Genomic DNA, 24,866 nt, shown 5'->3' with positions numbered 1-24,866 from the left:
TATTTTAAAATAATTTTATAATGCTTCATTAAATAAGATTCATGTCCTTTAAGATGGTTTCTGCTTTGGTGTCTAATTTAGCTTCGGTTGACTTAAAGTTTTCCATGGCATCCAGTTCAGAATTCACGCTAACGTAAAACTTGATTTTTGGCTCAGTTCCGCTAGGTCTTAGCGCCACTTGGCTACCATCTTCAGTATAATAAATAATCACGTTTGACATTGGAATATCCAATGAGGTTTTCTCTCCAGTAATCATGTTTTTTGAAGTCGCAGAATCATAGTCTTCAATTTTTACAACTTTAGAGCCGTTCACAATTTTTAAAGGATTTTCGCGTGCATCTGTCATCATTTGCTTGATTTCTTCTGCCCCTTCAATCCCTTTTTTAGTTAATGAGATTAATTTCTCCTTGAAACAGCCATGCTCAACATAAAGTTTAATCAATTCTTCATAAAAAGAACTGCCATTGGCTTTGGTAATTGCCGCAATTTCGCAAGCTAATAGGGTAGAGGTAACGGCATCTTTATCGCGAACAAAATCGCCAACCATATAACCAAAACTCTCTTCGCCACCACCAATAAAATTTAATTCAGGGAAGTCTTTAATCAATTTTGCAATCCATTTAAAACCTGTTAAAACTATTTTGTTGTCCACACCATAGCTCTCCGCGAGTTTAGTAAGCATCGGCGTTGACACAATGGTAGTTGCAATAAATTCCTTTCCTTTAATTTTTCCGTCAGATTTCCATTTTTTCAATAAGAAATCGGTCATCATTACCATGGTTTGATTCCCGTTGAGCAATTGTAGTTCATTGTCAGAATTACGAACTGCTACACCCAATCTATCACAATCAGGATCGGTTCCAATAACTATATCAGCGCCAACTTCATCAGCTAATTCAAGTGCCATTTTTAAAGCAGCAGGTTCTTCTGGGTTTGGAGATTTTACCGTTGGAAAGCCGCCATCTGGTTTTTCCTGTTCTTTTACAATATGAACATTTTTATAGCCTGCGCGTTTCAATGTTTCTGGAACAGCCGTTATAGAAGTACCGTGAAGCGATGTAAATACAATCTTTAAATTATCCTTGGCATCTTGAGAAGCCCCAACACATCCATTTTCGACTGAAGCTTCAATAAACACGTCATCTACGTCTTTACCTATATAATGAATCAAATCACTATTAGGTTCAAATTTTATATCGGCATAATCTAAATCGTTAATCATCTGGATTACCGCGCCATCATGAGGAGGCACCAATTGTCCCCCATCTTGCCAATATACCTTATAACCGTTGTATTCTGGAGGATTGTGTGAAGCAGTTAATACAATACCGCAATGGCAGTTTAAATGTCTTACTGCAAAAGACAATTCAGGTGTAGCACGTAAATCCTCAAAAAGATACACTTCGATACCGTTGGCTGAAAATACGTCCGCTACAAGTTTTGCAAGCGTTTTACTGTTATGTCTGCAATCATAAGCTATAACTGCTTTTGGAGTTTCGTTTGGAAACTGCTTTTGTAAATAATCACTCAATCCTTGAGTACTTTTACCAAGCGTATATTTATTAATACGATTAGTGCCAACGCCCATAATACCTCGCATACCACCAGTACCAAATTCCAAGTCTTTATAAAAACTTTCTTGAATATCTTTTGGGTTGTTCGCAATACTCTCTTTTATAGTGTTTTGCGTTTCAGTATCAAAAGCTGGTGTTAACCAGGAGTTAATTCGGTCTAAAATTTTTGGCTCGATGTGTATCATAAATTTAGTTTTTATCCTTACAAAAATAAGAAATTCAGTTGTTGTTATAGGGTTATTATCAGTTAATTTAGAGGGGGCTAATGATTATAAATTCAATTCGTCCTTAATCAGGTAACGTTTTTTATCTGCTCTATTGCGTAAAATAAGTTCGCCTAAAAAGCCAGCAACAAAAAATTGGGTGCCAATAATCATTGTGGAAAGTGCGATATAAAATTGAGGGCGTTGCGTAATTAATCTTCCGTAAGGATTAATGAACAATTTGTCTATCCCCAAATAAAAAGCAAATGCAAATCCAATCGCGAACATGATAACTCCCAGAGCCCCAAATAAATGCATAGGCTGTTTTCCGAAACGCGATAAAAACCAAATGGTAATTAAATCTAAAAAACCATGGATAAACCGATCCATACCAAATTTAGTTTCGCCATATTTTCTGGCTTGGTGCTGTACTACCTTTTCACCTATGTTGCTAAAACCCGCATTTTTTGCTAAAACAGGAATGTAACGGTGCATTTCGCCATTAACATCAATATTTTTTACAAGTGCTTTACGATACGATTTAAGTCCGCAATTAAAATCATGCAACTTTACACCTGATGTTTTTCTTGCAGCCCAATTGAAAAGTTTAGACGGTAGGTTTTTAGAAATAACAGCATCGTAACGTTTTTTTTTCCATCCAGAAACTAAATCAAAACCACCTGAGGTTATCATAGTGTATAATTCTGGAATTTCTTCTGGATTGTCCTGTAAATCGGCATCCATAGTAATAACTACTTCGCCTTCGGCTTTTGCAAAACCCGCATGAAGTGCTTGTGATTTTCCGAAATTTCTTAAAAATCGGATCCCTTTTACGTTTTTGTCTTTATTAGATAATTCAGAAATAATGTTCCAAGAATTATCGGTACTGCCATCATCAATAAAAATGATTTCATACGAAAACTGATTGGACTGCATCACTTTTGCAATCCAATTATGTAATTCAATTAAAGATTCTTCTTCGTTAAGTAGTGGTATAACTACGGATATATGCATTTATAGAGTTTCAAAATAAAGTTCAAAAATACTGAAATTATTCTGCCTCTGGGGGATTTTTTTTCATAACAGCTGCTACAATGAGACCAATTACTGTAAGTGGCAGTAAATAATTTATGGCTATACTTTGTATAACGTTGCCAATAGAAAAAAGATTTTCGGATTCCATTTTTTCAACAGTCTCATCAATTGTTTCAGTTGGAACGTTAAAACCTTCAAGTGTTTGAACTACTTTTTCGATAGCTTTATCCCTTAATATTTCAGAAGATTCAACATCGATAAAATTAAATAGGATGAAGGATACCAATGCGCTTATTAATAAACCAATTAAAATGGTAATGAAGTAGGATGTAAATGCACCTTTGAATGTAATATATCCATTAAAAAACCTTTTTGTATTTACTATTGCAATAATTCCAAAAACTATCATAATTATATATAATGAAATACCATAAACTGCATTAACAAATAGACCAATGTCAACAGCATATGTAATAATTGTTAATAAAGCTAATGCTACACCCAAGTACAACCCATAATTAGTAGCAATCGATTTTAAAGAATTTTCCATTATATTTATTTTTTTAGTGATTAGCTGGTTTGTTAGTGTTTAAAGATATTAAAACGTTACATATTATATGAAAATAAAATATAAAATGTATTGTGAATTTATAAAAAATACTTAAATTTGCACCTCTAAAAAAATAAGATTTAAAGCGTAAAAGCGATGAAAAAAGATATACACCCAGAAAATTATAGAATTGTAGCGTTTAAAGATATGTCTAACGACGATGTGTTCTTAACAAAATCTACAGCAAATACAAGTGAAACTTTAGAAGTTGATGGTGTTGAGTATCCACTAGTGAAAATGGAGATTTCAAGAACGTCCCATCCTTTTTATACGGGTAAATCTAAATTAATAGATACTGCAGGACGTATTGATAAGTTCAAAAATAAGTACGCTAAGTTTAAAAAATAAACTTGGTATCACTATAATATAATGAAGCCTTTCAATTTTTATTGAAGGGCTTTTTTATTGTCTGTTTTTAAACTACTTTTGATATATAATTTTGTTAAAGTTGTTGTGCTTCACTTCTAACTTCTAACTTCTAACTTCTAACTTTAAAATGAACTACATTCTTTTTGACGGCCCTTCTAGAAATAATCTATTACCATTTACATATACAAGACCAGTAGCCGATATTCGTGTTGGAATTTTAACTATTCGCCAAAAATGGGAATCCTATCTTGAAACGACTACAACTACGGTTACAGAGGATTATTTATCTGAAAAATTCCCAATGGTTGAAATGGAAGAAAATGTAATGATTAATGCGTCATACCTTCCAAATATGGAGTTAGTTGAAATGGTAAAGGATTTAAAACAAAACCAAGCTATTTTTAAAGATGAAGATGTTATTGCGTTTTATGCAGAAGAAGGACAAGAGGATATTGATTTTGAAAACTACCAAGCTATCGAGTTTGCTCAAGATATCATAATAATAGAAAACACTTGGGATATTTTTTCAAAAAACGGAGCAGCCATTCGGGAAGATTTTAGCTTAATTACTAAGGATAGAACATCGCAACCTATTCCTTCAAGCAATAACATTATAGCGCCGGAAAATATTTTTATTGAAAAAGGCGCAAAATTAGAATTCACAACACTAAACGCCAGTGGTGGGCCCATTTATATTGGTAAGAATGCTGAAATTATGGAAGGTTCCATGATACGCGGGCCTTTAGCGTTATGCGAAAGTGCGGTTATTAAATTAGGCGCAAAAATTTATGGACCAACAACAATAGGACCTGTCAGTAAGGTTTGCGGCGAGGTTAGTAATTCGGTGATTTTTGGTTATTCCAGCAAAGGTCATGATGGTTATTTAGGAGATTCCGTTTTGGGAGAATGGTGTAATTTAGGAGCAGATACCAACAATTCAAATCTAAAAAACAACTATGCTGAGGTTCGCTTATGGAATTACCAAACTGAAGGTTTTGCTAAAACCGGTTTGCAATTTTGTGGCTTAATGATGGGCGACCATAGTAAATGCGGCATCAATACCATGTTTAATACGGGCACCGTTGTTGGCGTTAGCGCAAATATTTTTGGAAGCGGCTTTCCAAGGAATTTCGTGCCTAGTTTTAGCTGGGGAGGAAGTGGTGGATATACCACATATTTAACCAAAAAAGCATTTGAAGTAGCCAAAGTTGTTATGGCTAGACGAAAACTAGAACTCACAGAACAAGACGAGGCTATATTAGAACACGTTTTTGAAGACACTAAAAAATTTAGACGAGAGTAGATTGGTTTACAGTCTCGGTCTCAGTCTCAGTTGCACTATTTTTTAATCCGTGCAAATCCGTGAAATCCGTGTCTTCTTTCTCTTTGAGTCTCTGCGTTTCTTAGTGAAACTCCGTGTAATAGCACCTACAGTCACAGTTACGGTCTCGACGGAAGTTAAATCTTAATTACAGCTTTCTTAAAGTAATAGTCTCATTTCTAAAGGGTTTGATGTAAACGTGTGCAAAACATTTGTATATTTGTAATGCAAATCCCTCGACATGCTTAAATCTGTACTTTGTATTTCTTTGTTATTATTAGGAAGTTTTGGATTTTCCCAAGATCCAAAATACCAAGTTAAAAATGTAAATATCAATAATGAATATCCTCATTTTGGTATTATGCACACCAATGGAAATCAAATTGTTTTCACATCATATTTGCTAAATAGAAAAGGCAAGGTTAAAGTCGCTTTTAGTGGCGAAGGCATACTTACCGTTTACAAAGGTACTATTAACGAGGAAGGCGATATTTTAAACGTCGCCAAAATTGCAATCGACCCCAATGCCGAATTAGGCAGTATTACAAGTGCAACTTTAAGCCCAGATGGAAATCTTATTTATATTACTACAGCATATACTTCTAAAAACAGACCTAAGGGAGATTTCAATAAAGCAAATTTTCACATTGAAGTAGGTGAGTTTAAAACAGGCGTTGGTTTTACAAATTTTAAAGTCCTGCCATTTTGTAAGCCCCGATTTTCTTATGCACATCCTTCTTTAAGTGCTGATGGTAAAACATTATATTTTACTGCCAATGTTAAAGGAGGTAGGGAAACTACCAAAGGTGGTTCAGATATTTTTAAAGTTGAAGTTTTAGAAAATAATACCTTCGGAAAGATTAAAAATTTAGGATCTAGAGTAAACTCATATAGTCGAGAAATGTTTCCAACAATTAGCGCTGATAACACATTGTATTTTTCGTCAAATAATTCTAAAGGCTTAGGAGGTTATGATATCTATAAAAGCAAAATGAAAGCAGATGGCACTTTTGCCAAAGCTGAAAAACTACCAAAACCATTCAATAGCACTAAAGATGATTTTTCTTTGATTATGTTTCCCGATGGAACGTCTGGCTATTTCGTTTCTAAAAGACCTAAAGGGCAAGGCGATGATGATATTTATTATTTTATTGTTGAGTAATATTTATATATGATTGGATCAATATGCGTCTATTTTATAGGGAAATATTTTTTTAAGTTGGCTAGAGCATATAATCAAAATAAGGTGTTGTACACTTTTCTTGGTATTCTGTCTTTCTATATCGGAAGTTTGTTTTTGGGAGGTGCCGTATTTTATTATTTTATAGGAGATTTTAATTATCGAGGTGGTGATATATTCTTTTCATTATTGAACGTTGGGGTTTTAAAGATGCCATTTGGAATTGGGTTGGCTTGTTTGTTTCATTATCTGTTAGAAAATCATTGGAGAAAAGTGAATGCTATTATTGAAGATGAAATAGAGGATATTGGCAAAAGCTCAGAAATTAACTAGTGTTAATTCGGGAAATTCTTGTCTTTCTTCACATACCTCAAATCCAACAAATTTATCGGGTTAATCCCTAATCCTTTTACATTTTTTCGAGTAAACCGAACCACTTCATCATAGAACAAAGGCACCATAATAGCATGTTCCATGGCTATAGAATCAATTTTAGTATATAAATGTTTTCTCTTTTCAATATCAGAAATGGTAAAAGCTTTATTGTAAAGACTATCAACCATATCATTTTTAAAATGAAAATAGTTAGAACCATCAGGCGTAAAGTTTTTACTGTAAAATATGGATAAATAATTTTCAGCATCTAAATAATCTGCTACCCAAGAACTTCTAAACATATCAACCTTTCCGCTAGAACGAGAAGATCTTAAAGTAGCTTCGGGCATGACATCTACATTGATTTTTAATCCTGATTTTTGTAATTCCCGTTGAATAAATTCACAAAAACTGAGGTAATTACTGGAAGTTACCAATGTAATTTGGGGATTGGCAATACCGCTTTCTTTTTTAAATTGCTCAATAAGTTGTTTTGCTTTTTTAGGTTGATAGGTAAAGCCAATAGACTTACTGTGTCCGGGAAGGCCGATAGGGATAAAACCGCCGTTGGCAGGATTCCCGATGCCATTCCTCAGGTAAATCATCATCTTTTTTCTATCAAAGCCATAATTAATAGCTTTTCGAATGAGTTTGGATTGTATTTCGGGAGTTTCAGAATCCAGATAAAAACCTAAATATTCAGAGTTTAAATAAGGTCCCCGATTCATAGTAATAGATTCGGCATAAGAAGCTCTTAAACGTCCGTCGGCAGTTAACAGTTCATCTTTATAAGAAGCATCCAACCCTGATAAGTAATCAATATTTCCTTGTGCAAACTGTAAAAACTCACTTTGTTTATCGGGTAAAAATGTTAACGCGATAGCCTCTAAATATGGTAAACTATTTCCTTGGTCATCTTTCTCAAAATAATTTTCGTTGCGTCTAAAAACCAGTTTTATGTTTTCTTCCCAACGTTTAAATTTAAAAGGCCCTGTGCCAATGGGGTGCGAACGAAATTCATTGCCATAATGTGCAACCACTTCTTCTGGAACAACCGAGCAGTATTTCATGGTCAACAAACCAATAAAAGCAGGGAAAGGTTGTGTTAGGGTAATTTCAAAAAGTGTGTCATTTATTGCTCTAAAATCATCAACTTTATTTAAGACCCAACTTCCAGAAGCTGCAACTTTTTCATCTCGCAATCGGTTTAAGCTATATGCAAAATCCTTTGCAACAACGGCTCTTGTTGAATCTTTTCCAAATAAATGGTGTTTATGAAAATAGACATCGTTTCTTAAGGAAAATGTGTATTTGCGTCCATCTTCAGAAATCGTCCAATTTTTGGCAATACAGGGTAAAATATTCAATTCCTCATCTAACTGAACCAACCCATTAAAAAGTTGATTACAAACCGAATTATCCTGCAAGGTTCTTGAAAACGCAGGGTCTAGCGTGTTTATGTTTGCAAATTCATTGTACCGAAAAACAAGATGGTCTTTATTTGAATTTTTGTCTTTTCCGCAGGAAATAAATAAAAGAGTGATACAACCAACTGATAAATAGGTAATTATTTGATGCTTTATACGTTTTATCATATAAGTTATTAGTTGTAAATTTGCAATCTTTTAGCAGTAAAGATAATTTTTAAAAGATCCTGAAACAAGTTCAGGATGAAAATATAATGAACAAAAAAGTCGCATTTTACACATTAGGTTGCAAACTGAATTTTTCAGAAACTTCTACTATTGCAAGAAATTTTACAGGCGAAGGATTTAGTCGCGTTGATTTTTCTGAAAAAGCAGATATTTATGTGATTAATACTTGCTCTGTAACCGAAAATGCTGATAAACGTTTTAAAACCATTGTAAAACAAGCACAAAAAGCAAATCCTGAAGCTTTTGTTGCAGCAGTAGGTTGTTATGCGCAATTAAAACCTCGAGAATTGGCTGATGTAAACGGTGTTGATTTAGTGTTAGGTGCCACCGAGAAATTCAAAATCACAGATTATTTAAACGATTTATCCAAAAATGATTTTGGAGAAGTACACTCCTGTGAAATAGAAGATGCCGATTTCTATGTTGGATCTTATTCTATCGGAGATAGAACCAGAGCTTTTTTAAAAGTGCAAGATGGTTGTGATTATAAATGCACCTATTGTACAATTCCGCTAGCACGAGGTATTTCTCGAAGTGATACCATGGCAAATGTTTTGGAGAATGCACGAGAAATTTCAAAACAAAATATTAAGGAGATTGTTCTTACTGGCGTTAATATAGGCGATTACGGAAAAGGAGAGTTCGGTAATAAAAAACATGAGCACACGTTTTTAGATTTAGTGACCCAACTTGATAAGGTAGAGGGTATTGAGCGTTTAAGAATTTCATCTATAGAGCCTAATTTATTAAAAAATGAAACCATAGATTTGGTGTCTCAATCTAGAGCTTTTGTGCCTCATTTTCATATTCCGTTGCAATCTGGGAGCAACGCCATTCTTAAGAAGATGAAACGTCGTTACATGCGGGAGTTGTATGTAGATCGGGTTTCAAAAATAAAGGAAGTCATGCCACATGCCTGTATTGGGGTGGATGTTATTGTAGGTTTTCCTGGAGAAACAGATGCACATTTTCTAGAGACGTATCATTTTTTAACGGAATTGGATATTTCATATTTACATGTGTTTACATATTCTGAAAGGGATAATACAGAGGCTGCGTCTATGGATGGTGTGGTATTGAAGGGTGTAAGAAGTAAGCGCAGTAAAATGTTGAGAGGATTATCTGTTAAAAAACGTCGTGCGTTTTATGAAAGTCAGATAGGAACAACTAGAACTGTTTTGTTTGAAAGCGAAAACAAGGAAGGTTATATTCACGGATTTACTGAAAACTATGTAAAGGTTAAAAGTCCTTGGAATCCAGAACTAGTGAATACTTTGTATGAGGTTGAATTGACTGAAATTGATAAGGACGGTTTGGTGCGATTTGAGTTTGTGAAATCATTAGTGCTATAAAATAAAAAAAGCCTAAAGCGTTAACTTCAGACTTTATATTTTTCTAACGTCTAACGTCTAACGTCTCACTTAGTTATATCCTAACGCCAACAGGAAGCATGCGTTTATATTTTCTATTACCTCTTACAAACTTAGCAATAGATGGACATGTAGGCATTACGCTTAAATTACGTTCTCCAATTTGTTCAAATACAGCCGATAAAAATTCTTTTTGAAATCCTTCATCTTCAATCCCTTCAGGAATTATCAATTTGGTTAAAAAAATCTTTCGTTCTTGCAAAGAATATTCAATTATTGCCAAATGGTCATCAATTTTTATTTCAAATTGACGTAAAAAATCATTGTCAATTAATTCTGCAGTTTCAACCATGGTAAATTTTGTTTTATTTCTTAGAAATCTAAAAATAGTGAGTACTATTTCTCTAACTTTGTGCAAAAGTACAAAAAAAAATTGATAATGTAATTAATTTTAAGGTTAAAACCTTATGAGTCAAGAGATAATACATGTTTATTTAATGCCGGGAATGGCTGCTAGCCCTTTAATCTTCGAGCATATAAAATTGCCCAAAAATCAATTTAAAATTCATTTATTAGAGTGGTTTGTTCCTGTGAAAAACGAATCGTTAAGCGATTATGCACAAAGGATGGCCAAACATATCAAACATGAAAACATTGTGTTACTAGGTGTTTCCTTTGGAGGTGTGTTGGTTCAAGAAATGTGTAAATATGTTAGTGTAAAAAAGCTCATTATCGTTTCTAGTGTAAAATCTGTTTCGGAATTACCAAAACGAATGCATATCGCCAAAACAACTAAAGTCTATAAATTGTTGCCAACACGATTGGCGAGTAGTGTGGACTTATTTGCAAAATACGCTTACAGTAATAAAATCAAAAAGCGATTGAACCTTTACAAAATGTATTTATCGGTTAGCGATAGTAAATATTTAGATTGGGCAATAGAGCAGATGTTACATTGGGGCCAACAGAAATGCACTTCGGAAATTATCCATATTCACGGTGATAAAGATGCTGTTTTTCCCATTAAAAATATTTCGAATTGCATAACAGTAAAAAATGGGACTCATGCCATGATTATCTACAAATACAAGTGGTTCAATGATAATTTACCACGTATAATTTTAGAAAACTAAGAAAAAATTTTACCTTTAAACCAAACTTATTAAAGATGAAGACCATAGAAAAATTATTGGCGCTTGTGGGATTACTAAGTTTATGTTTGTTATTTACGTATGCCCTCCAAGACGCACCTACCGATGAAAATTTCGAAAAGAAATTAATTAATGACTATAATGTGTATGCATTACAAATCCCAGAAAATTTAGCATTTGCTGGAGAGCCCATGCCGCTTAAAAATCCAGACATTTTAGAGCGTATGGATCGCGAGCTTTTGGTAAATACGTATTGGCAATCTAACGGATTACTAATGTTTAAACGCGCTAAAAAGTACTTTCCTATTATAGAGCCTATTTTGGCAAAACATGGTGTGCCAGACGATTTTAAATATCTGGCAGTTATAGAAAGTGGCTTAACCAATGCGGTTTCGCCTGCTGGAGCTAGAGGTGTTTGGCAAATTATGCCTGCTACGGGCAGGGAAAATGGCTTAGAAGTAAATAAGAATGTTGATGAACGTTATAATTTGGAAAAAGCAACAGAAGTAGCTTGCAAGTATCTGTTGGAAGCTAAAAGTAAATTAGGCTCATGGACATTGGCAGCTGCTGCTTACAATGCTGGAAATGCTGGAGTCTCAAGACGCTTAAAAGAACAAAATGTAACCAATTATTACGATTTGTTGTTAGGCGAAGAAACGGGACGTTATCTGTTTAGAATTGTGGCACTTAAAGAAATATTATCTCACCCAGATAAATATGGTTTTAATTTTAGAGAGAAAGATTTATACTCTAATGTACCAACATTTAAAATTGAAGTAGATACAGCCGTAACCGATTTTACAAAGTTTGCCGAAAAATTTGGCGTTAACTACAAGATTTTAAAATTGCACAACCCTTGGTTGAGAGAACCGCATTTGAATAATAAATCCAGAAAGGAGTATTTAATTGAAATTCCCAAAGAAGGCTATTATAATTAAGAGGTCATGTTAGACTATCTTAAAGATAATTACTGGAATATCTTAATTATACTCAATTATGTTATAGCGATATCCGCAGTTATAACCGTAGTACTTAAAAACATAAACCCGACCAAAACATTATCCTATATCATCGTTTTGGTCTTTTTTCCTTTTTTAGGGTTGCTTGTATATTACCTATTTGGGCAAGAATATCGAAAAAATAAAATCTTCAGTCGAAAGCATGTTCTTAATCAGACTACCATTAAATCAATTAACGAAGAATTGGAATTTGATAACAAGGATGTACGTCGAGTAGATGACTATCTTGACAATAAGGTAAAATTAGTGCAGCTTCTTTATAGCAATGAAAATTCGCCATTAACATTGTGTAATGAAATTGCTATTTTAAAAAACGGTAACGAGAAATTTGACTTTCTGATTAAAGATTTAAAGGCCGCTAAGCATCACATTCATCTTGAATATTATATTATTGAAGATGATAACATCGGAACAAAAATACTGGATATTTTATGCGCTAAATCTAAAGAAGGCATAAAAGTAAGGCTTACTTATGATGATGTTGGAAGTAAGTTATCTTCCGGTATGAAACGAAAGCTAAACGATTCTGGAGTAAGTCATTTTCCATTTATGCCCGTGTTATTTTCAAGTTTCACAGGAAAAATGAATTACAGAAATCATCGTAAAATTGCAGTTATAGATGGGAAAATTGCATATGTAGGTGGTATCAATATTTCCGATGAATATGTAAATAATGAGAATAATCCTATCTTTTGGAGAGATACCCATTTAAGACTTGAGGGAGAAGCCGTTAAATCATTGCAAATTAATTTTTTTACCACTTGGGATTTTGTTTCAAATGAAAAACTAAAAATTCACACCTCTTATTTTCCAGAAGTCACTTGTAAAAATAATGTCGGAGTACAAATTGCTGCAAGTGGTCCCGATACAGATTGGGCAAATATCATGGAAGCTATTTTTACAGCTATAACTACCGCTGAAGAGTATGTATATATTACCACACCTTATTTTGTACCGAATGACCAGATAATAACGGCACTCCAAGTAGCATCAAAAAGTGGGGTAGATGTTAGGTTGATAATCCCAAAAAATTCTGATTCGTGGGTCGTAAAACATGCCACAAATTCATATTTAGAACATTTATTGGAAGCCGATATTAAAGTCTATCGTTATACAAAGGGTTTTATTCATGCGAAAACTATGGTTGTAGATGATATTTTCTCAACTGTTGGCACTTCAAATATGGATTACAGAAGTTTCAATATTAATTTTGAGGTCAATGCTTTTATTTATGATATTGAAAACAGTAAAATTTTGAAAGAGCATTTCTTGGGTGATTTGGAACATTGTGAACCAATTGATCAAAAACGATGGGTAAACAGACCTAAAATCGAAAAATTTAAAGAATCGTATTGCAGACTGTGGTCGCCATTAATTTAACTATAATGAAAAAGAGATTAGCATTTATCATAGTATTAATTTTTACAGTTCCTGTTTTTTCCCAAACGGAAGATTCATCTATTATATTGGAAACCGAAACGGGTAAAATTGAAGGCACATTAGTAATGCCTTTAGCTTCAAGCAAAATTCCTGTTGTATTAATAATTGCAGGGTCGGGACCAACCGATAGAGATGGGAACAATCCAATAATGAAAAACAACAGCTTAAAAATGTTAGCTGAAGCGCTTGGTAATCATGGAATAGCATCAGTTAGATATGATAAAAGAGGCATTGCTGAAAGTAAAAAAGCAGCTTTGAGCGAAAGTGATTTAAGGTTTGAAGATTATATTAAAGATGTCGAAAGTTGGATTGATACATTAAATCAAAATGAAAAATTTTCAGAACTAATTATTGCTGGCCATAGTGAAGGTGCTTTAATAGGACTGATAGCTTCACAAAGTAAGAATATTTCAAAATATATTTCCATATCTGGTGCGGGAGAACCGGCCGGAACTATTCTTAAAGCACAATTAAAATCCCAGCCCGATTATATTTTAAACCCATCTCTATCAATACTGGAAAAACTAGAGAAAGGCGAACATGTTGCGAATGTGCCCAAGATGCTCTACTCGCTTTTTAGACCAAGCGTTCAACCTTATATGATATCTTGGTTTAAGTACAATCCTCAAGAAGAAATGGCGAAATTAGATAAACCAATATTGATTATTCAAGGCACAACCGATATTCAAGTGAGTGTTTTGGATGCTGAAAAATTAGCTACATCGAATAAAAAAGCACAGTTGAAAATAATTGAAGGCATGAACCATATTTTAAAGAATTCGGAATTAGATAGAGCGAAAAACTTGGAAACTTATAATAATCCCAGTTTGCCTTTGAAAGAAGAGTTGGTGGCTTTATTGATTGATTTTATAAAGAATTGAAGGTTTAAAGCAATTGTAATACTTAATTAAGTTGAGTATCATGCAAAATACTGTGCTAAATGGACAAATCATTGTAAATTAAAATTTCGTAAATTTGATTATAAAGAAAATATTTTAATGAAACAACGATTTTATCTTGACACTTCAGTTTTTGGCGGAGTATTTGATAAAGAATTTGATGAGTTTACATTGCAATTATTTGAGAGGATTAAACTCGGAAAAATTATTTGCATATATTCTGAATTGTTAGAAACGGAACTGGTAAAAGCACCAAAAAAAGTAATAGAATATTTTAAAGACTTACCAAAAGAGAGTTTAGAAAAAGTTGAAATCACGGACGAAACCCTAACCCTCGCAATGAAATATGTTGATGAAAAAGTGGTTGGAGCGACAAGTTTTGATGATTGTATCCATATAGCGACAGCCACTATTTATAGAGCGGATATTTTAGTAAGTTGGAATTTTAAACATATCGTGAACGTTTATAGAATACGGGGCTATAATTCAATAAATTTAAGAATGAATTATCCAACATTGGAAATACGTTCGCCAAAAGAAATTATCGATTATGAAAACTAAAGAAGAAAATCAAAAGAAAGAGTTTGATACGGTAAAAACATTTCGAAAAATCAAAGATAGAATTTCAAAAGACTTGCAAGGAATGAGTTTTGAGGAAATTAAGGAATATTTAAAAAAAGAAAGCTCGAAATTACGGGCTGAATAGCACATTACAAAGCAAAAATATTTATAATATTTGTTTGTTCTAGTTTATTTATAAATCCTGAATCATCGGGGCGGGTGGAATCAGGTAGAGCGAAAAACTTGGAAACTTATAATAATCCCAGTTTGCCTTTGAAAGAAGAGTTGGTGCCTTTATTGATTGAACTTACAATTTTATAAAAAGCTAAAACTTAGAATTACCTTCCTTGCCTTTGAAACCTAGCAGAACTAATTGCGCCATAATGTTGATTTGGCCCTACGGTTTGTTTCATATTTTGCTTCATTATCTTAATTTGTTCACTCAACATACCTTGTTTATCCAGTTTTTGAGCCTCAGACAATAATTTTTGTGCTGCGCTTAGAAAACTATATATTCAATTTCTACAGTTCTATTTGTTCTAGATAAGAAGTAAATAGTGTTATTTTTTTTGTGTCCTTAATATGAAACAAAAACGGTTCTACATCCTTTGCCATATCTTCCATGTTTATGGTGTTGCATTTTTCTATTATTTGTGCTTTAAGTTCTTCCGGATTTTCAATTCCAGTTTTATAATGTAAATAAGAATAATTGGGAGTTATGTTTTGTCCTAGTAAGAATACTATATCAAAAAAGTCTCTCCCTTTGTTTCTTTTTCTGTTTAAAACAGCGTAGAATTTTTGAGAAAGCAGTAAGTTTTTAGGTGTTGCATTTATTTGGGTAAATACATCAAATTTGTTCAGGATAGGTTGGTCTGGTTTATAAGCAAAATTATGAGGCTCTGTGTCTAACTGAATTAAAATTTTTTCTTCCCTATGGTTTGTTAACCCTTCATTGTAAAGTAATTCAGGAAAACGTATGTAGCAATGGTATGCGCCTTTATGTACATTGCGCATTTCAACGAGATAACCTAACTGTCCTAGTTCTTTATGTATAGTGTCGGTAATGCTTGCAAAATCATCTTTAGTTAGGTTGAAATTATCAAAGTCTAAATTTTCAGAAAATCTTGTGTTATTGTGCACAATACGTAAACAAGTGCCTCCCAAAAATGATAGCTTGTTGCTAAACTCGCTATTAAATAGTATTTCCAGAATCTTGTATTGTAAATACTCCCTAAGGATAAAGCGTTCGTAAGCCTGTAAGTTGTTTGGATAATAGCTTTTTATGTCTTTTATATTAAGCATTAAGTAAGTTTTTAAATAGTGCTATGCGTTTATCTAAAGTTTTAGAATTAAAGATGCGTTGGTATTGTTTTAGAACATTAAAATCTATTTTTTCCTGTATCTGAAGCATATTAAACCTCATGGCTTCAATGTCAATTTTTGTGTTAAGCGTATTCATATAAAAAAAATCGAGTATGGCCTTTTCGGCATCCGCTATTTTTATGGGATAGCGGTCTGTTTGTTTAAGTTTGTAGCCAAAAAAGAGAGAACTTTTTATGTGCTTATATTTAAACGCAGTAACTTTAGTATCGTAATTTGTTGTGTTTCTGGTGCTTATGGAGTATGTTGTAAAAACGCCCTCGGGTATAAAACCATAATAGGCTAAAGCACTTTGTAAGGAGACATAAGATGGTGCATAAATTTTATTCGCAGCAAAGTAGAGAAAATGGTCATTTATTTTTTGTTCGCTAAAATAATAAAACCCACGTTTTATTTTGGTGATATACCCTTTTTGTTGCCATTCCACAAGGCGTCTATTATCAAAATTTGGGTGCCGTTTTTTTATATCTTTTACAGAAAAGATAGTAAACGGCTTCATGGTCTTTTCAAAGTCTAAGTATTTCATTTTATATTAAAAGAGTGTTAAAAATAACATTTTTTTAATATAAAACAAAATTATTCTGCGTTATGAGTGTTAATAATTTCAAACTTAAGACCAACCTGATAGAGATGCGTAAATAAGCCATTTACGGGAAACAATGCTTTTAAAGATATTGAGGAATTCCAAAAAAACAGGACAGTTATTACTTCGAATTTACTAACTTTAAATTTCAATTTTTAAGAATGAAAGTGTATAAATCAAAAATAAGCTATGGCTTTTTGCTTGGCGTCTTCATTTTCTTTGGCATCATAAGTTATTTTAACATATTTAGTAATGATTCAAGTTTAAGAGGTGTGATAATTGTCTCTTTAATTCATTTATTACCCCTTTTGTTCTTAATCTATACATTTTATAATACAGATTATACAATAGAAAATAATACCTTGAAAATAAGAAGCGGTTTCATATTTAAAAAGAATTTGGAAATAGATAAGATCACATCAGTTTCAAAAACTAATTCTCTTTTATCATCTCCAGCAGCATCTTTGACCGATAGAATAGAATTGAAATTTGGGGAGTACAATTCAATAATTGTATCTCCGAAAGAGAAAATGGAATTTATAGAAGAATTATTAAGTGTGAATCCGAATATTATAAACAACTTAAAAGCTTAGTATTATCTGCCTCTTCTTTTTTGAGCCCGAGCAGAACCACCTGCGCCATAATGTTGATTTGGGCCTACAGCTTGTTTCATATTTTGCTTCATCATCTTAATTTGCTCACTCAACATGCCTTGTTTATCCAGTTTTTGAGCCTCAGACAATAATTTTTGTGCTTCTTGTTTTCTGCGTTTAGAAAACGCAATGCCCGCAAGGTTTAATTTCGCCATTGCCATATCATGATCCATGGATAAACCTAATGACACCGCATTTTTAAAGTACTTTTCAGCTTCATTCATATTATCTTGCATTACCATAATACCATGGAGATAATTATAATATCCCTGTTGTTTTGTTACTAAAGCCGCTTCAGGGTTTTTAATTTTATCCAACCATTTTTTCGCTCCTGCAAAATCTTGTTTACGTAACCTTAAGAAAGCAAGCAGTATGAATTCATTTTTAAAATAAAGAAATATAAAAATTCCTGATAACAAAATAAGTGAAATACCATTTCCTATATTACCCTCAGTAAATTGATAAACCGCATAGGCTATAATTCCAGCAGCTATAATTAACTTTATAATTTTATTGTACATTTTGTTGTTTATTTTACGATTTTGGGCTGTTTTCCATAGAAAAACCACCCTTTTTATTTCGAATTGCAAAGAAACTAAATTTTTCTCTGAACTGGTTTAAACTTTTTGTGTTTAACAGGAAAAATATATAAAAACAGTAAGTTGTTAATTTTAGTGATTTTTGAAAATCTTTAGATTTTTCTAGTCGTGCAATCATTTTAAACAATCATCTCACAAATTTTAACTAGCTTATTCGTGCCAATTATTAAAATTCGTGGCCAAAAAAAAAGTAACGTTGATTATAATGAGCCCGTGATATATAGGAGAACTTGAAGTTGTTAGTTCATTTTTTAACACCCTAAAAAAGTTTAAATTACTTCTGTTAAAAAAAAGTTCAAAATAGGTTTGTGAAATAAAAAAGCTTTGTATATTTGCCCCCAGTTTTGACTACGGGTCAAAAATTTCAGAAAAATTACTATTCAGATTTAAAAACATAAGACAATGCCAAAAAGAACGTTTCAGCCATCAAAAAGAAAGAGAAGAAACAAACACGGTTTCAGGGAAAGAATGGCTTCTGCCAATGGTAGAAAAGTACTTGCTAGAAGAAGAGCAAAAGGAAGAAAAAAATTGTCTGTTTCAACTGAATCTAGACATAAGAAATAATGATTAACAATTGTTGATAATTAAAAGGTGTTACTTAACGGTAACGCCTTTTTTTATATCTACTGATGACTATTTTTGTAAAAAATTGAAATTCAACATATAACCAGTAAAAATGCCGAAAAATCCAAAACTAAAATCGATACTAATTATTGGCTCAGGTCCTATTATAATTGGACAAGCATGCGAATTTGATTATTCAGGAACTCAAGCATTACGTTCGCTTAGAGAAGAAGGAATAGAAACGATTTTGATCAATTCTAATCCTGCAACCATCATGACAGATCCTTCTATGGCAGATCATGTTTATTTGTTGCCCTTGACTACAAAATCGATCATTCAAATTTTAAAAGACCATCCGCAAATTGATGCTGTTTTACCAACAATGGGTGGACAAACCGCATTGAATTTATGTATTCAAGCCGATGAAAAAGGGATTTGGAAAGATTTTGATGTTGAAATCATTGGTGTTAATATTGATGCCATAAATATTACCGAAGACAGAGAACAATTTAGGGAATTGATGCTTAAAATTGGTATTCCAATGGCGCCACAGGCTACTGCCAATTCTTTCTTAAAAGGTAAGGAAATTGCCCAGGAATTTGGGTTTCCTTTAATCATTAGGGCCTCTTTTACTTTAGGTGGCGCAGGTGCTTCATTTGTTTACAAAGAGGAAGAATTTGATGAATTATTAACCCGTGGATTAGAGATTTCCCCAATTCATGAAGTGATGATTGATAAAGCCTTAATTGGCTGGAAAGAGTATGAGTTAGAGTTACTTAGAGACTCAAATGATAATGTTGTTATTATTTGTTCTATAGAAAACATGGATCCAATTGGGATTCATACAGGAGATTCCATTACTGTTGCCCCAGCAATGACCTTAAGCGATAAAACCTATCAGAAAATGCGCGATATGTCCATTCATATGATGCGTAATATTGGGGATTTTGCCGGTGGATGTAATGTACAGTTTGCCATTTCTCCAGATGAAAAAGAAGATATCATCGCTATTGAGATAAACCCTCGTGTATCGCGCTCTTCGGCATTGGCGAGTAAAGCTACTGGATATCCAATTGCAAAAATTGCAGCCAAATTAGCATTGGGGTACCATTTAGATGAATTGAAAAACCAAATTACAAAATCAACTTCGGCATTATTTGAGCCTACTTTAGATTATGTGATTGTTAAAATTCCACGTTGGAACTTTGATAAGTTTGAAGGATCGGATAGAAGATTAGGATTGCAAATGAAATCTGTTGGAGAGGTTATGGGAATTGGTCGTTCTTTTCAGGAAGCACTTCATAAAGCAACACAATCTCTTGAAATTAAGCGAAACGGATTAGGAGCAGATGCCAAAGAAAACAAGAATTACGATCAGATTATAGAAAAACTCACCAATGCGTCATGGGACAGGGTGTTTATTATTTATGATGCTATTGCAATGGGAATTCCATTAAGTAGAATTCATGAAATTACAAAAATTGACATGTGGTTTTTAAAGCAATATGAAGAGTTACATTTCTTGCGAAACGAAATTTCAACTTTCACTATTGATACTATTGATAAGGAATTATTGCTTGAGGCGAAACAAAAAGGGTATGGCGACAGACAAATAGCGCACATGTTGGGTTGTTTGGAAAGTCAAGTATATTCTAAACGGGAAGAATTGGGTGTAAACCGGGTTTATAAACTGGTTGATACCTGTGCGGCTGAATTTGAAGCAAAAACACCTTATTATTATTCTACATTTGAAAGTGATATGGAAACTGTGGATGGTAAGCGTTATGCAGATAATGAAAGTATTGTTACAGACAAGAAAAAAGTAATCGTTTTAGGTTCTGGTCCAAATAGAATTGGTCAAGGTATTGAGTTTGATTACTGTTGTGTTCATGGGGTTTTAGCTGCCGCTGAATGTGGTTACGAAACCATCATGATAAACTGTAACCCTGAAACAGTTTCGACCGATTTTGATACTGCAGATAAGTTATACTTCGAACCTGTTTTTTGGGAACATATATATGACATCATCAAACATGAAAAGCCTGAAGGTGTTATTGTTCAGTTAGGAGGGCAAACAGCTTTAAAACTGGCTGAAAAATTAACGAAATACGGTATTAAGATTTTAGGCACCAGTTTTGAATCTCTAGATTTAGCTGAAGATAGAGGGCATTTTTCAAGATTGTTAAAAGAAAATAATATTCCTTATCCAGAATTTGATATTGCAACTACTGCAGATGAAGCTTCGGCAATTGCAGATCGATTAGACTTTCCAATCTTAGTACGTCCTTCTTATGTATTAGGAGGTCAAGGCATGAAAATCGTTATCAACAAAGAAGAGTTAGAAAAACATGTTGTTGATTTATTAAGTAGAATGCCAGGGAATCAATTACTGCTAGACCATTATTTAGATGGTGCAATTGAAGCTGAAGCTGATGCGATTTGCGATGGAGAGAATGTCTATATCATAGGAATCATGGAACATATTGAACCTTGTGGTATTCACTCAGGGGATAGTAACTCGTTATTGCCTCCTTTTAATCTAGGTGATTTAGTGATGCAACAAATTATAGACCATACTCATAAGATTGCATTGGCACTTAATACGGTAGGTTTGATAAATATTCAGTTTGCCATTAAAGACGATACGGTTTACATTATCGAAGCCAATCCAAGAGCTTCTAGAACGGTACCGTTTATAGCAAAAGCATATGGAGAGCCTTATGTAAATTATGCAACAAAAGTAATGCTTGGAGAGAAGAAGGTAACAGATTTTAATTTCCAACCAAAACTGGAAGGCTATGCCATTAAGCAACCCGTATTCTCGTTCAATAAATTCCATAATGTAAATAAGAAATTGGGGCCAGAAATGAAAAGTACCGGAGAAAGCATCTTATTTATTGACGGACTAAAAGATGACGCCTTTTACGATTTGTATTCTAGACGAAAAATGTACTTGAGTAAATAAGTATTTTAAGATTTTATCAAAAAGCCGCAATTTGCGGCTTTTTTTGTTTGCACAAATTAATAATAGTTTAGATTTATTTATGAAAGTCTATTCATCTAAAACCATGCAAAACAAGCATTTCAGCTGATATTTTTGCTTTTTGTGGATATTTTATAAAATTATGTCATATATTCGCTTTTTAAACTCTAATTAAACCTAACCAAATGAAAACCAAAAGCTACTTTTTATTGTTGATATTTTCAGTCGTTTTTTCAAATTTCTTTATGAATGCACAAACGCTGCAACCGGAAAATCCAGACTTTTGTGGTACTGATTTTTTACATAATCAAAACATGGATAATAATCCTTTGTATAAGGCAAGACACACAAAAGCCATGAAGTCCATACAAAAGATTAGCTCTCAAAAGAGAACACTAATAGGTGGCATTTTACAAGTGCCCGTTGTGATACATGTGATGCATAAGGGTGAGGCAATAGGCGTGGGTACTAACATTTCAGACGAAGATGTAAAGAACGGCCTTCGTTATTTAAATAATTATTGGAGAAAAGTAGCTGGTTCACAAGGTGATGGTGTTGGTGTAGATATGAAAATTGAATTTGTTTTAGCAGTTCAAGATGAAAATGGTAATTGTACCGATGGTATAGACCGTGTTGATATGAGTGGAGTGCCTGCTTATGTTAGCGATGGTGTAAGGTTGAGTGGTTCTACAGGTCTTCCAGATTATGATTCTTCTGGGGGTATAAATTCACTTAAAGAATACAGTATTTGGGATTCAAACGAATATTATAATGTTTGGTTGGTAGATGAAATTGATAATAAAAATTGTTCAAGTACAGGTCCATTTACCGCGGGATATGCATTATTTGCTTCTGCACATGGTCAACCCAATGATGGATCGGTGGTTTTAACTTGTACTTTTTTAAACGAATCTTCTTCAATATGGGCTCATGAAATGGGGCATGCATTTAATTTGCCGCATACTTTTAGTGGAGACGATAGTGGAACGAATTGTCCGAGTGGTGGTGACGATGGCATTGCTGACACACCAAAGCATATCAGAACACTAGCTTTTGGTAATACAATTTATAATGATTGTGATAATATGGACGCAAATGCTTGTGACCCTACTTTTGATGAAGAAATAAATCCAGATACCGGGTTTAGAAGGGATACAGGGACACGTCAGGATCATATGCATAACTATATGGATTACTCAGGTTGTACATCAGAGTTTACTGGTGGACAGAGGGCTGTAACTACGGCTGCACTTAACGGAGTTAGGTCTTCCTTTTTAACAAGTCCAGCTTTAACACCTCCTGCTCTTGCAACTGTATTTTTTACTTCTGATAAAACCAACGTATGCTTAGGCGAGTCTATAGAATTTACTGATGAATCAGCCTGTACTCCAAATTCATACACAAATAGTGGTTATGATAATGCATCCTTTTTGTGGACCATTGATAATGGTGTAGATGCACCATATACTTCAACTGTTCAAAGCCCTACCATTACATTTAATAATGCAGGAACTTATGATGTAACCCTTGCCGTAACAAACCCACAAGGAACTACGAGCTTAACAAAAATGGGAAGCATAAATGCTAGTTCTGGAGTTATAGCAGGAGCATCGGGATGCAACAATGTTACAAGCAGTAATGACGATGGCAATTTTGGTACTGGGGTAACTAATGTTTCATTTCATACTTTAAACAATGCAACTAGCACGTCTATACCTGTAAATCCTGTAATTCAAGATTTCACTTGTTCCAACAGCACTACGGTTAATGTAGGAACCTCTTATGATTTGGATGTTATTTATGAATCTATAAATGGCTTTTCGCAATATTTAGAAGTATGGATAGACTGGGATAATGATGGGGTGTTCCAAATCTCTAATAGTAATGGAGATAATGAACGCGTTTTAACTGATAATGTACCATCAGGTTCGGGAGGTTTTCATACCCCTTCTGGAAGTGTAACCCCACCCGCAACTGCAACCCTAAACACGTTGCTGAGAATGAGGGTTATTTCTAACGCTAGTGCAGTTCCTAGTGTTTGTGGAAACGGATTTGGGCAACGAGCAGACGATTACGGTGTTACCATAAAAGCAGCGTGCACACCGCCAACAGCAAGCATTACAAATAATAGTGGTGTTACAGTTTTAACCTGTATGGCACCTTCAATTAGCTTAACCGCAACAGGAGGCGTAAGTTATAGTTGGAATAACAATATGGGCATAACGCCTACAATTTCAGTAACCGAACCAGGAACATATACCGTAACTGTTACAGATTCAAATGGATGTACAGATGATGAAAGTATTGTAATTACTGAAAATAAACCGCTGCCAACAGCAGTAATAACAAATAATACTGGTACTACTGCTCTAACTTGCGATATAACTTCTATAAGCGTTACAGCTTCTGGAGGTGCTAGTTATAGTTGGGATAATGGATTGGGCAATAATGCTTCAGCATCTATCACGTCTATAGGAACTTATACGGTTACAGTAACAGCCGCAAATGGTTGTACAGATACTGAAAGTGTTGTTATAATTGATGCTGCTGTAGAACCCACAACTTGTATTCCTACAAGTTTTAATACTACCAATAACCCTAGTGGTTTTGGTCTTGGAGTTACCAATGTCTCTTTTAATACAATTGATAATGACACTAATTTGAGTATTCCTCCAAACGCCATAAATAATTTTATTTGCTCTGATAATACAACTCTTGATATAGGAACCTCATATGATTTAACTGTTGACTATACAACTTCAACAGTAAATACTGGCGCAGTATTTCTTGAAGTTTGGATTGATTGGGATAATAGCGGAGCCTTTGAAAGTTCTAATAGTAATGGTGAGAATGAGCAAGTATTAGTAGATGATATCGCGGCAGGTGCAACTGGTTCTCCTACTGTAAGTATTTCACCTCCTGCTACGGCTACATTGGGAACGTTATTAAGAATGCGTGTTATTTCTGAATATTTAGAATCTCCAACCTTATGTGGAGGTGGCTCTATTCAGAGAGCAGATGACTATGGGGTTACTGTAACAAACACTTTAAATTCTATAGATTTTGTAAAGTCCCAATTTAAAATTTATCCTAATCCAGTTGGAGATTATTTAACTATTTCATCGAAAAATAATTCTGAAATTAAAAGATTAGAGATTTTAGATATCACAGGAAAGCAACTAAATTCAAAAAAAATAGTGAATACTATTGAAGGTATTGATGTTTCAAAACTTCCAAGTGGATTTTACTTTTTAAAATTAAAAACGGATACAGCTAGTTTAATCTTCAAGTTTGTAAAGAAATAAGAAGATATAAATTATATATAAAAATAGCCGCTACATG

23 protein-coding genes are annotated in these 24,866 nt (G+C 33.6%); 15 read left to right on the top strand and 8 right to left on the bottom strand.

The window, feature by feature from the left end; all coding sequences use genetic code 11:
- Positions 1 to 28: 28 nt before the first annotated feature.
- The 3 genes from ABXQ82_RS13470 to ABXQ82_RS13460 form a co-directional block, all read right to left on the bottom strand.
- The gene (locus ABXQ82_RS13470) at positions 29 to 1,759 is read right to left on the bottom strand and encodes a phospho-sugar mutase (protein ID WP_367060588.1); all 1,731 of its coding nucleotides are present in this window, start codon (positions 1,757 to 1,759) and stop codon (positions 29 to 31) included.
- A gap of 84 nt (positions 1,760 to 1,843) precedes the next feature.
- Positions 1,844 to 2,791, bottom strand: a complete 948-nt coding sequence (locus ABXQ82_RS13465; RefSeq protein WP_367060585.1) for a glycosyltransferase family 2 protein — start codon at positions 2,789 to 2,791, stop codon at positions 1,844 to 1,846.
- Positions 2,792 to 2,828: 37 nt separating this feature from the next.
- Complete coding sequence (locus ABXQ82_RS13460; RefSeq protein WP_367060582.1) at positions 2,829 to 3,362, bottom strand: DUF4199 domain-containing protein; 534 nt, start codon at positions 3,360 to 3,362, stop codon at positions 2,829 to 2,831.
- A gap of 156 nt (positions 3,363 to 3,518) precedes the next feature.
- Between ABXQ82_RS13460 and ABXQ82_RS13455 the strand changes: the two genes are divergently transcribed.
- From ABXQ82_RS13455 to ABXQ82_RS13440, 4 genes are all read left to right on the top strand, one after another.
- A complete protein-coding gene (locus tag ABXQ82_RS13455) occupies positions 3,519 to 3,770 on the top strand; it encodes a type B 50S ribosomal protein L31 (RefSeq protein ID WP_367060579.1) in 252 nt (83 codons plus the stop codon).
- A gap of 148 nt (positions 3,771 to 3,918) precedes the next feature.
- On the top strand, positions 3,919 to 5,094 hold the full coding sequence (locus ABXQ82_RS13450; RefSeq protein WP_367060576.1) for a GlmU family protein: 1,176 nt from the start codon (positions 3,919 to 3,921) through the stop codon (positions 5,092 to 5,094).
- A 259-nt stretch (positions 5,095 to 5,353) separates the two neighbouring features.
- Positions 5,354 to 6,274: a hypothetical protein gene (locus tag ABXQ82_RS13445; protein ID WP_367060573.1), complete on the top strand. Its 921-nt coding sequence runs from the start codon at positions 5,354 to 5,356 to the stop codon at positions 6,272 to 6,274.
- A 9-nt stretch (positions 6,275 to 6,283) separates the two neighbouring features.
- The gene (locus ABXQ82_RS13440) at positions 6,284 to 6,625 is read left to right on the top strand and encodes a hypothetical protein (RefSeq protein ID WP_367060570.1); all 342 of its coding nucleotides are present in this window, start codon (positions 6,284 to 6,286) and stop codon (positions 6,623 to 6,625) included.
- Positions 6,626 to 6,627: 2 nt separating this feature from the next.
- Here the strand turns inward: ABXQ82_RS13440 and ABXQ82_RS13435 are convergent, their stop codons facing one another.
- Positions 6,628 to 8,262, bottom strand: coding sequence for an ABC transporter substrate-binding protein (locus tag ABXQ82_RS13435; RefSeq protein ID WP_367060567.1), 1,635 nt, complete (start codon positions 8,260 to 8,262; stop codon positions 6,628 to 6,630).
- A gap of 86 nt (positions 8,263 to 8,348) precedes the next feature.
- Here ABXQ82_RS13435 and mtaB point away from each other — a divergent pair, with 86 nt between their 5' ends.
- Positions 8,349 to 9,674: a tRNA (N(6)-L-threonylcarbamoyladenosine(37)-C(2))-methylthiotransferase MtaB gene (gene mtaB, locus ABXQ82_RS13430; protein WP_367060564.1), complete on the top strand. Its 1,326-nt coding sequence runs from the start codon at positions 8,349 to 8,351 to the stop codon at positions 9,672 to 9,674.
- A 73-nt stretch (positions 9,675 to 9,747) separates the two neighbouring features.
- Here mtaB and ABXQ82_RS13425 read toward each other — a convergent pair whose 3' ends face one another.
- The gene (locus tag ABXQ82_RS13425; protein ID WP_367060561.1) at positions 9,748 to 10,044 is read right to left on the bottom strand and encodes an N-acetyltransferase; all 297 of its coding nucleotides are present in this window, start codon (positions 10,042 to 10,044) and stop codon (positions 9,748 to 9,750) included.
- Between the two features lie 115 nt (positions 10,045 to 10,159).
- Between ABXQ82_RS13425 and ABXQ82_RS13420 the strand changes: the two genes are divergently transcribed.
- From ABXQ82_RS13420 to ABXQ82_RS13395, 6 genes are all read left to right on the top strand, one after another.
- Positions 10,160 to 10,825, top strand: a complete 666-nt coding sequence (locus ABXQ82_RS13420) for an alpha/beta hydrolase (protein ID WP_367060558.1) — start codon at positions 10,160 to 10,162, stop codon at positions 10,823 to 10,825.
- Positions 10,826 to 10,860: 35 nt separating this feature from the next.
- Positions 10,861 to 11,781: a lytic transglycosylase domain-containing protein gene (locus ABXQ82_RS13415; protein ID WP_367060555.1), complete on the top strand. Its 921-nt coding sequence runs from the start codon at positions 10,861 to 10,863 to the stop codon at positions 11,779 to 11,781.
- 6 nt (positions 11,782 to 11,787) lie between these two features.
- Positions 11,788 to 13,242 carry a cardiolipin synthase gene (gene cls / locus ABXQ82_RS13410; protein ID WP_367060552.1) on the top strand — a complete coding sequence of 485 codons (1,455 nt, stop codon included), beginning with the start codon at positions 11,788 to 11,790 and terminating at the stop codon, positions 13,240 to 13,242.
- 5 nt (positions 13,243 to 13,247) lie between these two features.
- On the top strand, positions 13,248 to 14,183 hold the full coding sequence (locus tag ABXQ82_RS13405; protein WP_367060549.1) for an alpha/beta hydrolase: 936 nt from the start codon (positions 13,248 to 13,250) through the stop codon (positions 14,181 to 14,183).
- Positions 14,184 to 14,300: 117 nt separating this feature from the next.
- Positions 14,301 to 14,762, top strand: coding sequence for a PIN domain-containing protein (locus ABXQ82_RS13400; protein WP_367060546.1), 462 nt, complete (start codon positions 14,301 to 14,303; stop codon positions 14,760 to 14,762).
- Positions 14,752 to 14,907 (top strand): hypothetical protein, encoded by a 156-nt coding sequence (locus ABXQ82_RS13395; protein ID WP_367060543.1) that lies wholly within the window; start codon positions 14,752 to 14,754, stop codon positions 14,905 to 14,907. Before ABXQ82_RS13400 ends, ABXQ82_RS13395 begins: the two co-directional genes overlap by 11 nt.
- Positions 14,908 to 15,284: 377 nt before the next feature.
- Here ABXQ82_RS13395 and ABXQ82_RS13390 read toward each other — a convergent pair whose 3' ends face one another.
- Both ABXQ82_RS13390 and ABXQ82_RS13385 read right to left on the bottom strand, forming a co-directional pair.
- Positions 15,285 to 16,064 (bottom strand): nucleotidyl transferase AbiEii/AbiGii toxin family protein, encoded by a 780-nt coding sequence (locus tag ABXQ82_RS13390; RefSeq protein WP_367060540.1) that lies wholly within the window; start codon positions 16,062 to 16,064, stop codon positions 15,285 to 15,287.
- Entirely contained in the window at positions 16,057 to 16,668 is a 612-nt protein-coding gene (locus ABXQ82_RS13385; protein WP_367060537.1) for a hypothetical protein, read from the bottom strand. The genes ABXQ82_RS13390 and ABXQ82_RS13385 overlap by 8 nt, the downstream gene beginning before the upstream one ends.
- Positions 16,669 to 16,886: 218 nt before the next feature.
- Here ABXQ82_RS13385 and ABXQ82_RS13380 point away from each other — a divergent pair, with 218 nt between their 5' ends.
- A complete protein-coding gene (locus tag ABXQ82_RS13380) occupies positions 16,887 to 17,318 on the top strand; it encodes a PH domain-containing protein (protein ID WP_367060534.1) in 432 nt (143 codons plus the stop codon).
- 2 nt (positions 17,319 to 17,320) lie between these two features.
- Here the strand turns inward: ABXQ82_RS13380 and ABXQ82_RS13375 are convergent, their stop codons facing one another.
- Complete coding sequence (locus ABXQ82_RS13375) at positions 17,321 to 17,899, bottom strand: DUF2892 domain-containing protein (RefSeq protein WP_367060531.1); 579 nt, start codon at positions 17,897 to 17,899, stop codon at positions 17,321 to 17,323.
- Between the two features lie 480 nt (positions 17,900 to 18,379).
- On the opposite strand from ABXQ82_RS13375, the gene rpmH reads away from it, so the two are divergent.
- From rpmH to ABXQ82_RS13360, 3 genes are all read left to right on the top strand, one after another.
- Positions 18,380 to 18,541: a 50S ribosomal protein L34 gene (rpmH, locus tag ABXQ82_RS13370; RefSeq protein WP_290855697.1), complete on the top strand. Its 162-nt coding sequence runs from the start codon at positions 18,380 to 18,382 to the stop codon at positions 18,539 to 18,541.
- Between the two features lie 112 nt (positions 18,542 to 18,653).
- Positions 18,654 to 21,506: a carbamoyl-phosphate synthase large subunit gene (gene carB, locus ABXQ82_RS13365; protein WP_367060527.1), complete on the top strand. Its 2,853-nt coding sequence runs from the start codon at positions 18,654 to 18,656 to the stop codon at positions 21,504 to 21,506.
- Between the two features lie 203 nt (positions 21,507 to 21,709).
- The gene (locus ABXQ82_RS13360) at positions 21,710 to 24,829 is read left to right on the top strand and encodes a GEVED domain-containing protein (RefSeq protein ID WP_367060524.1); all 3,120 of its coding nucleotides are present in this window, start codon (positions 21,710 to 21,712) and stop codon (positions 24,827 to 24,829) included.
- The last annotated feature ends 37 nt before the right edge of the window (positions 24,830 to 24,866 follow it).

It is taken from the genome of Algibacter sp. 2305UL17-15 (assembly GCF_040720935.1).
Lineage (GTDB): Bacteria > Bacteroidota > Bacteroidia > Flavobacteriales > Flavobacteriaceae > Jejuia.
Note: the sequence above shows the minus strand (reverse complement) of the source record. Positions and strands in the feature narration are given on the sequence as shown.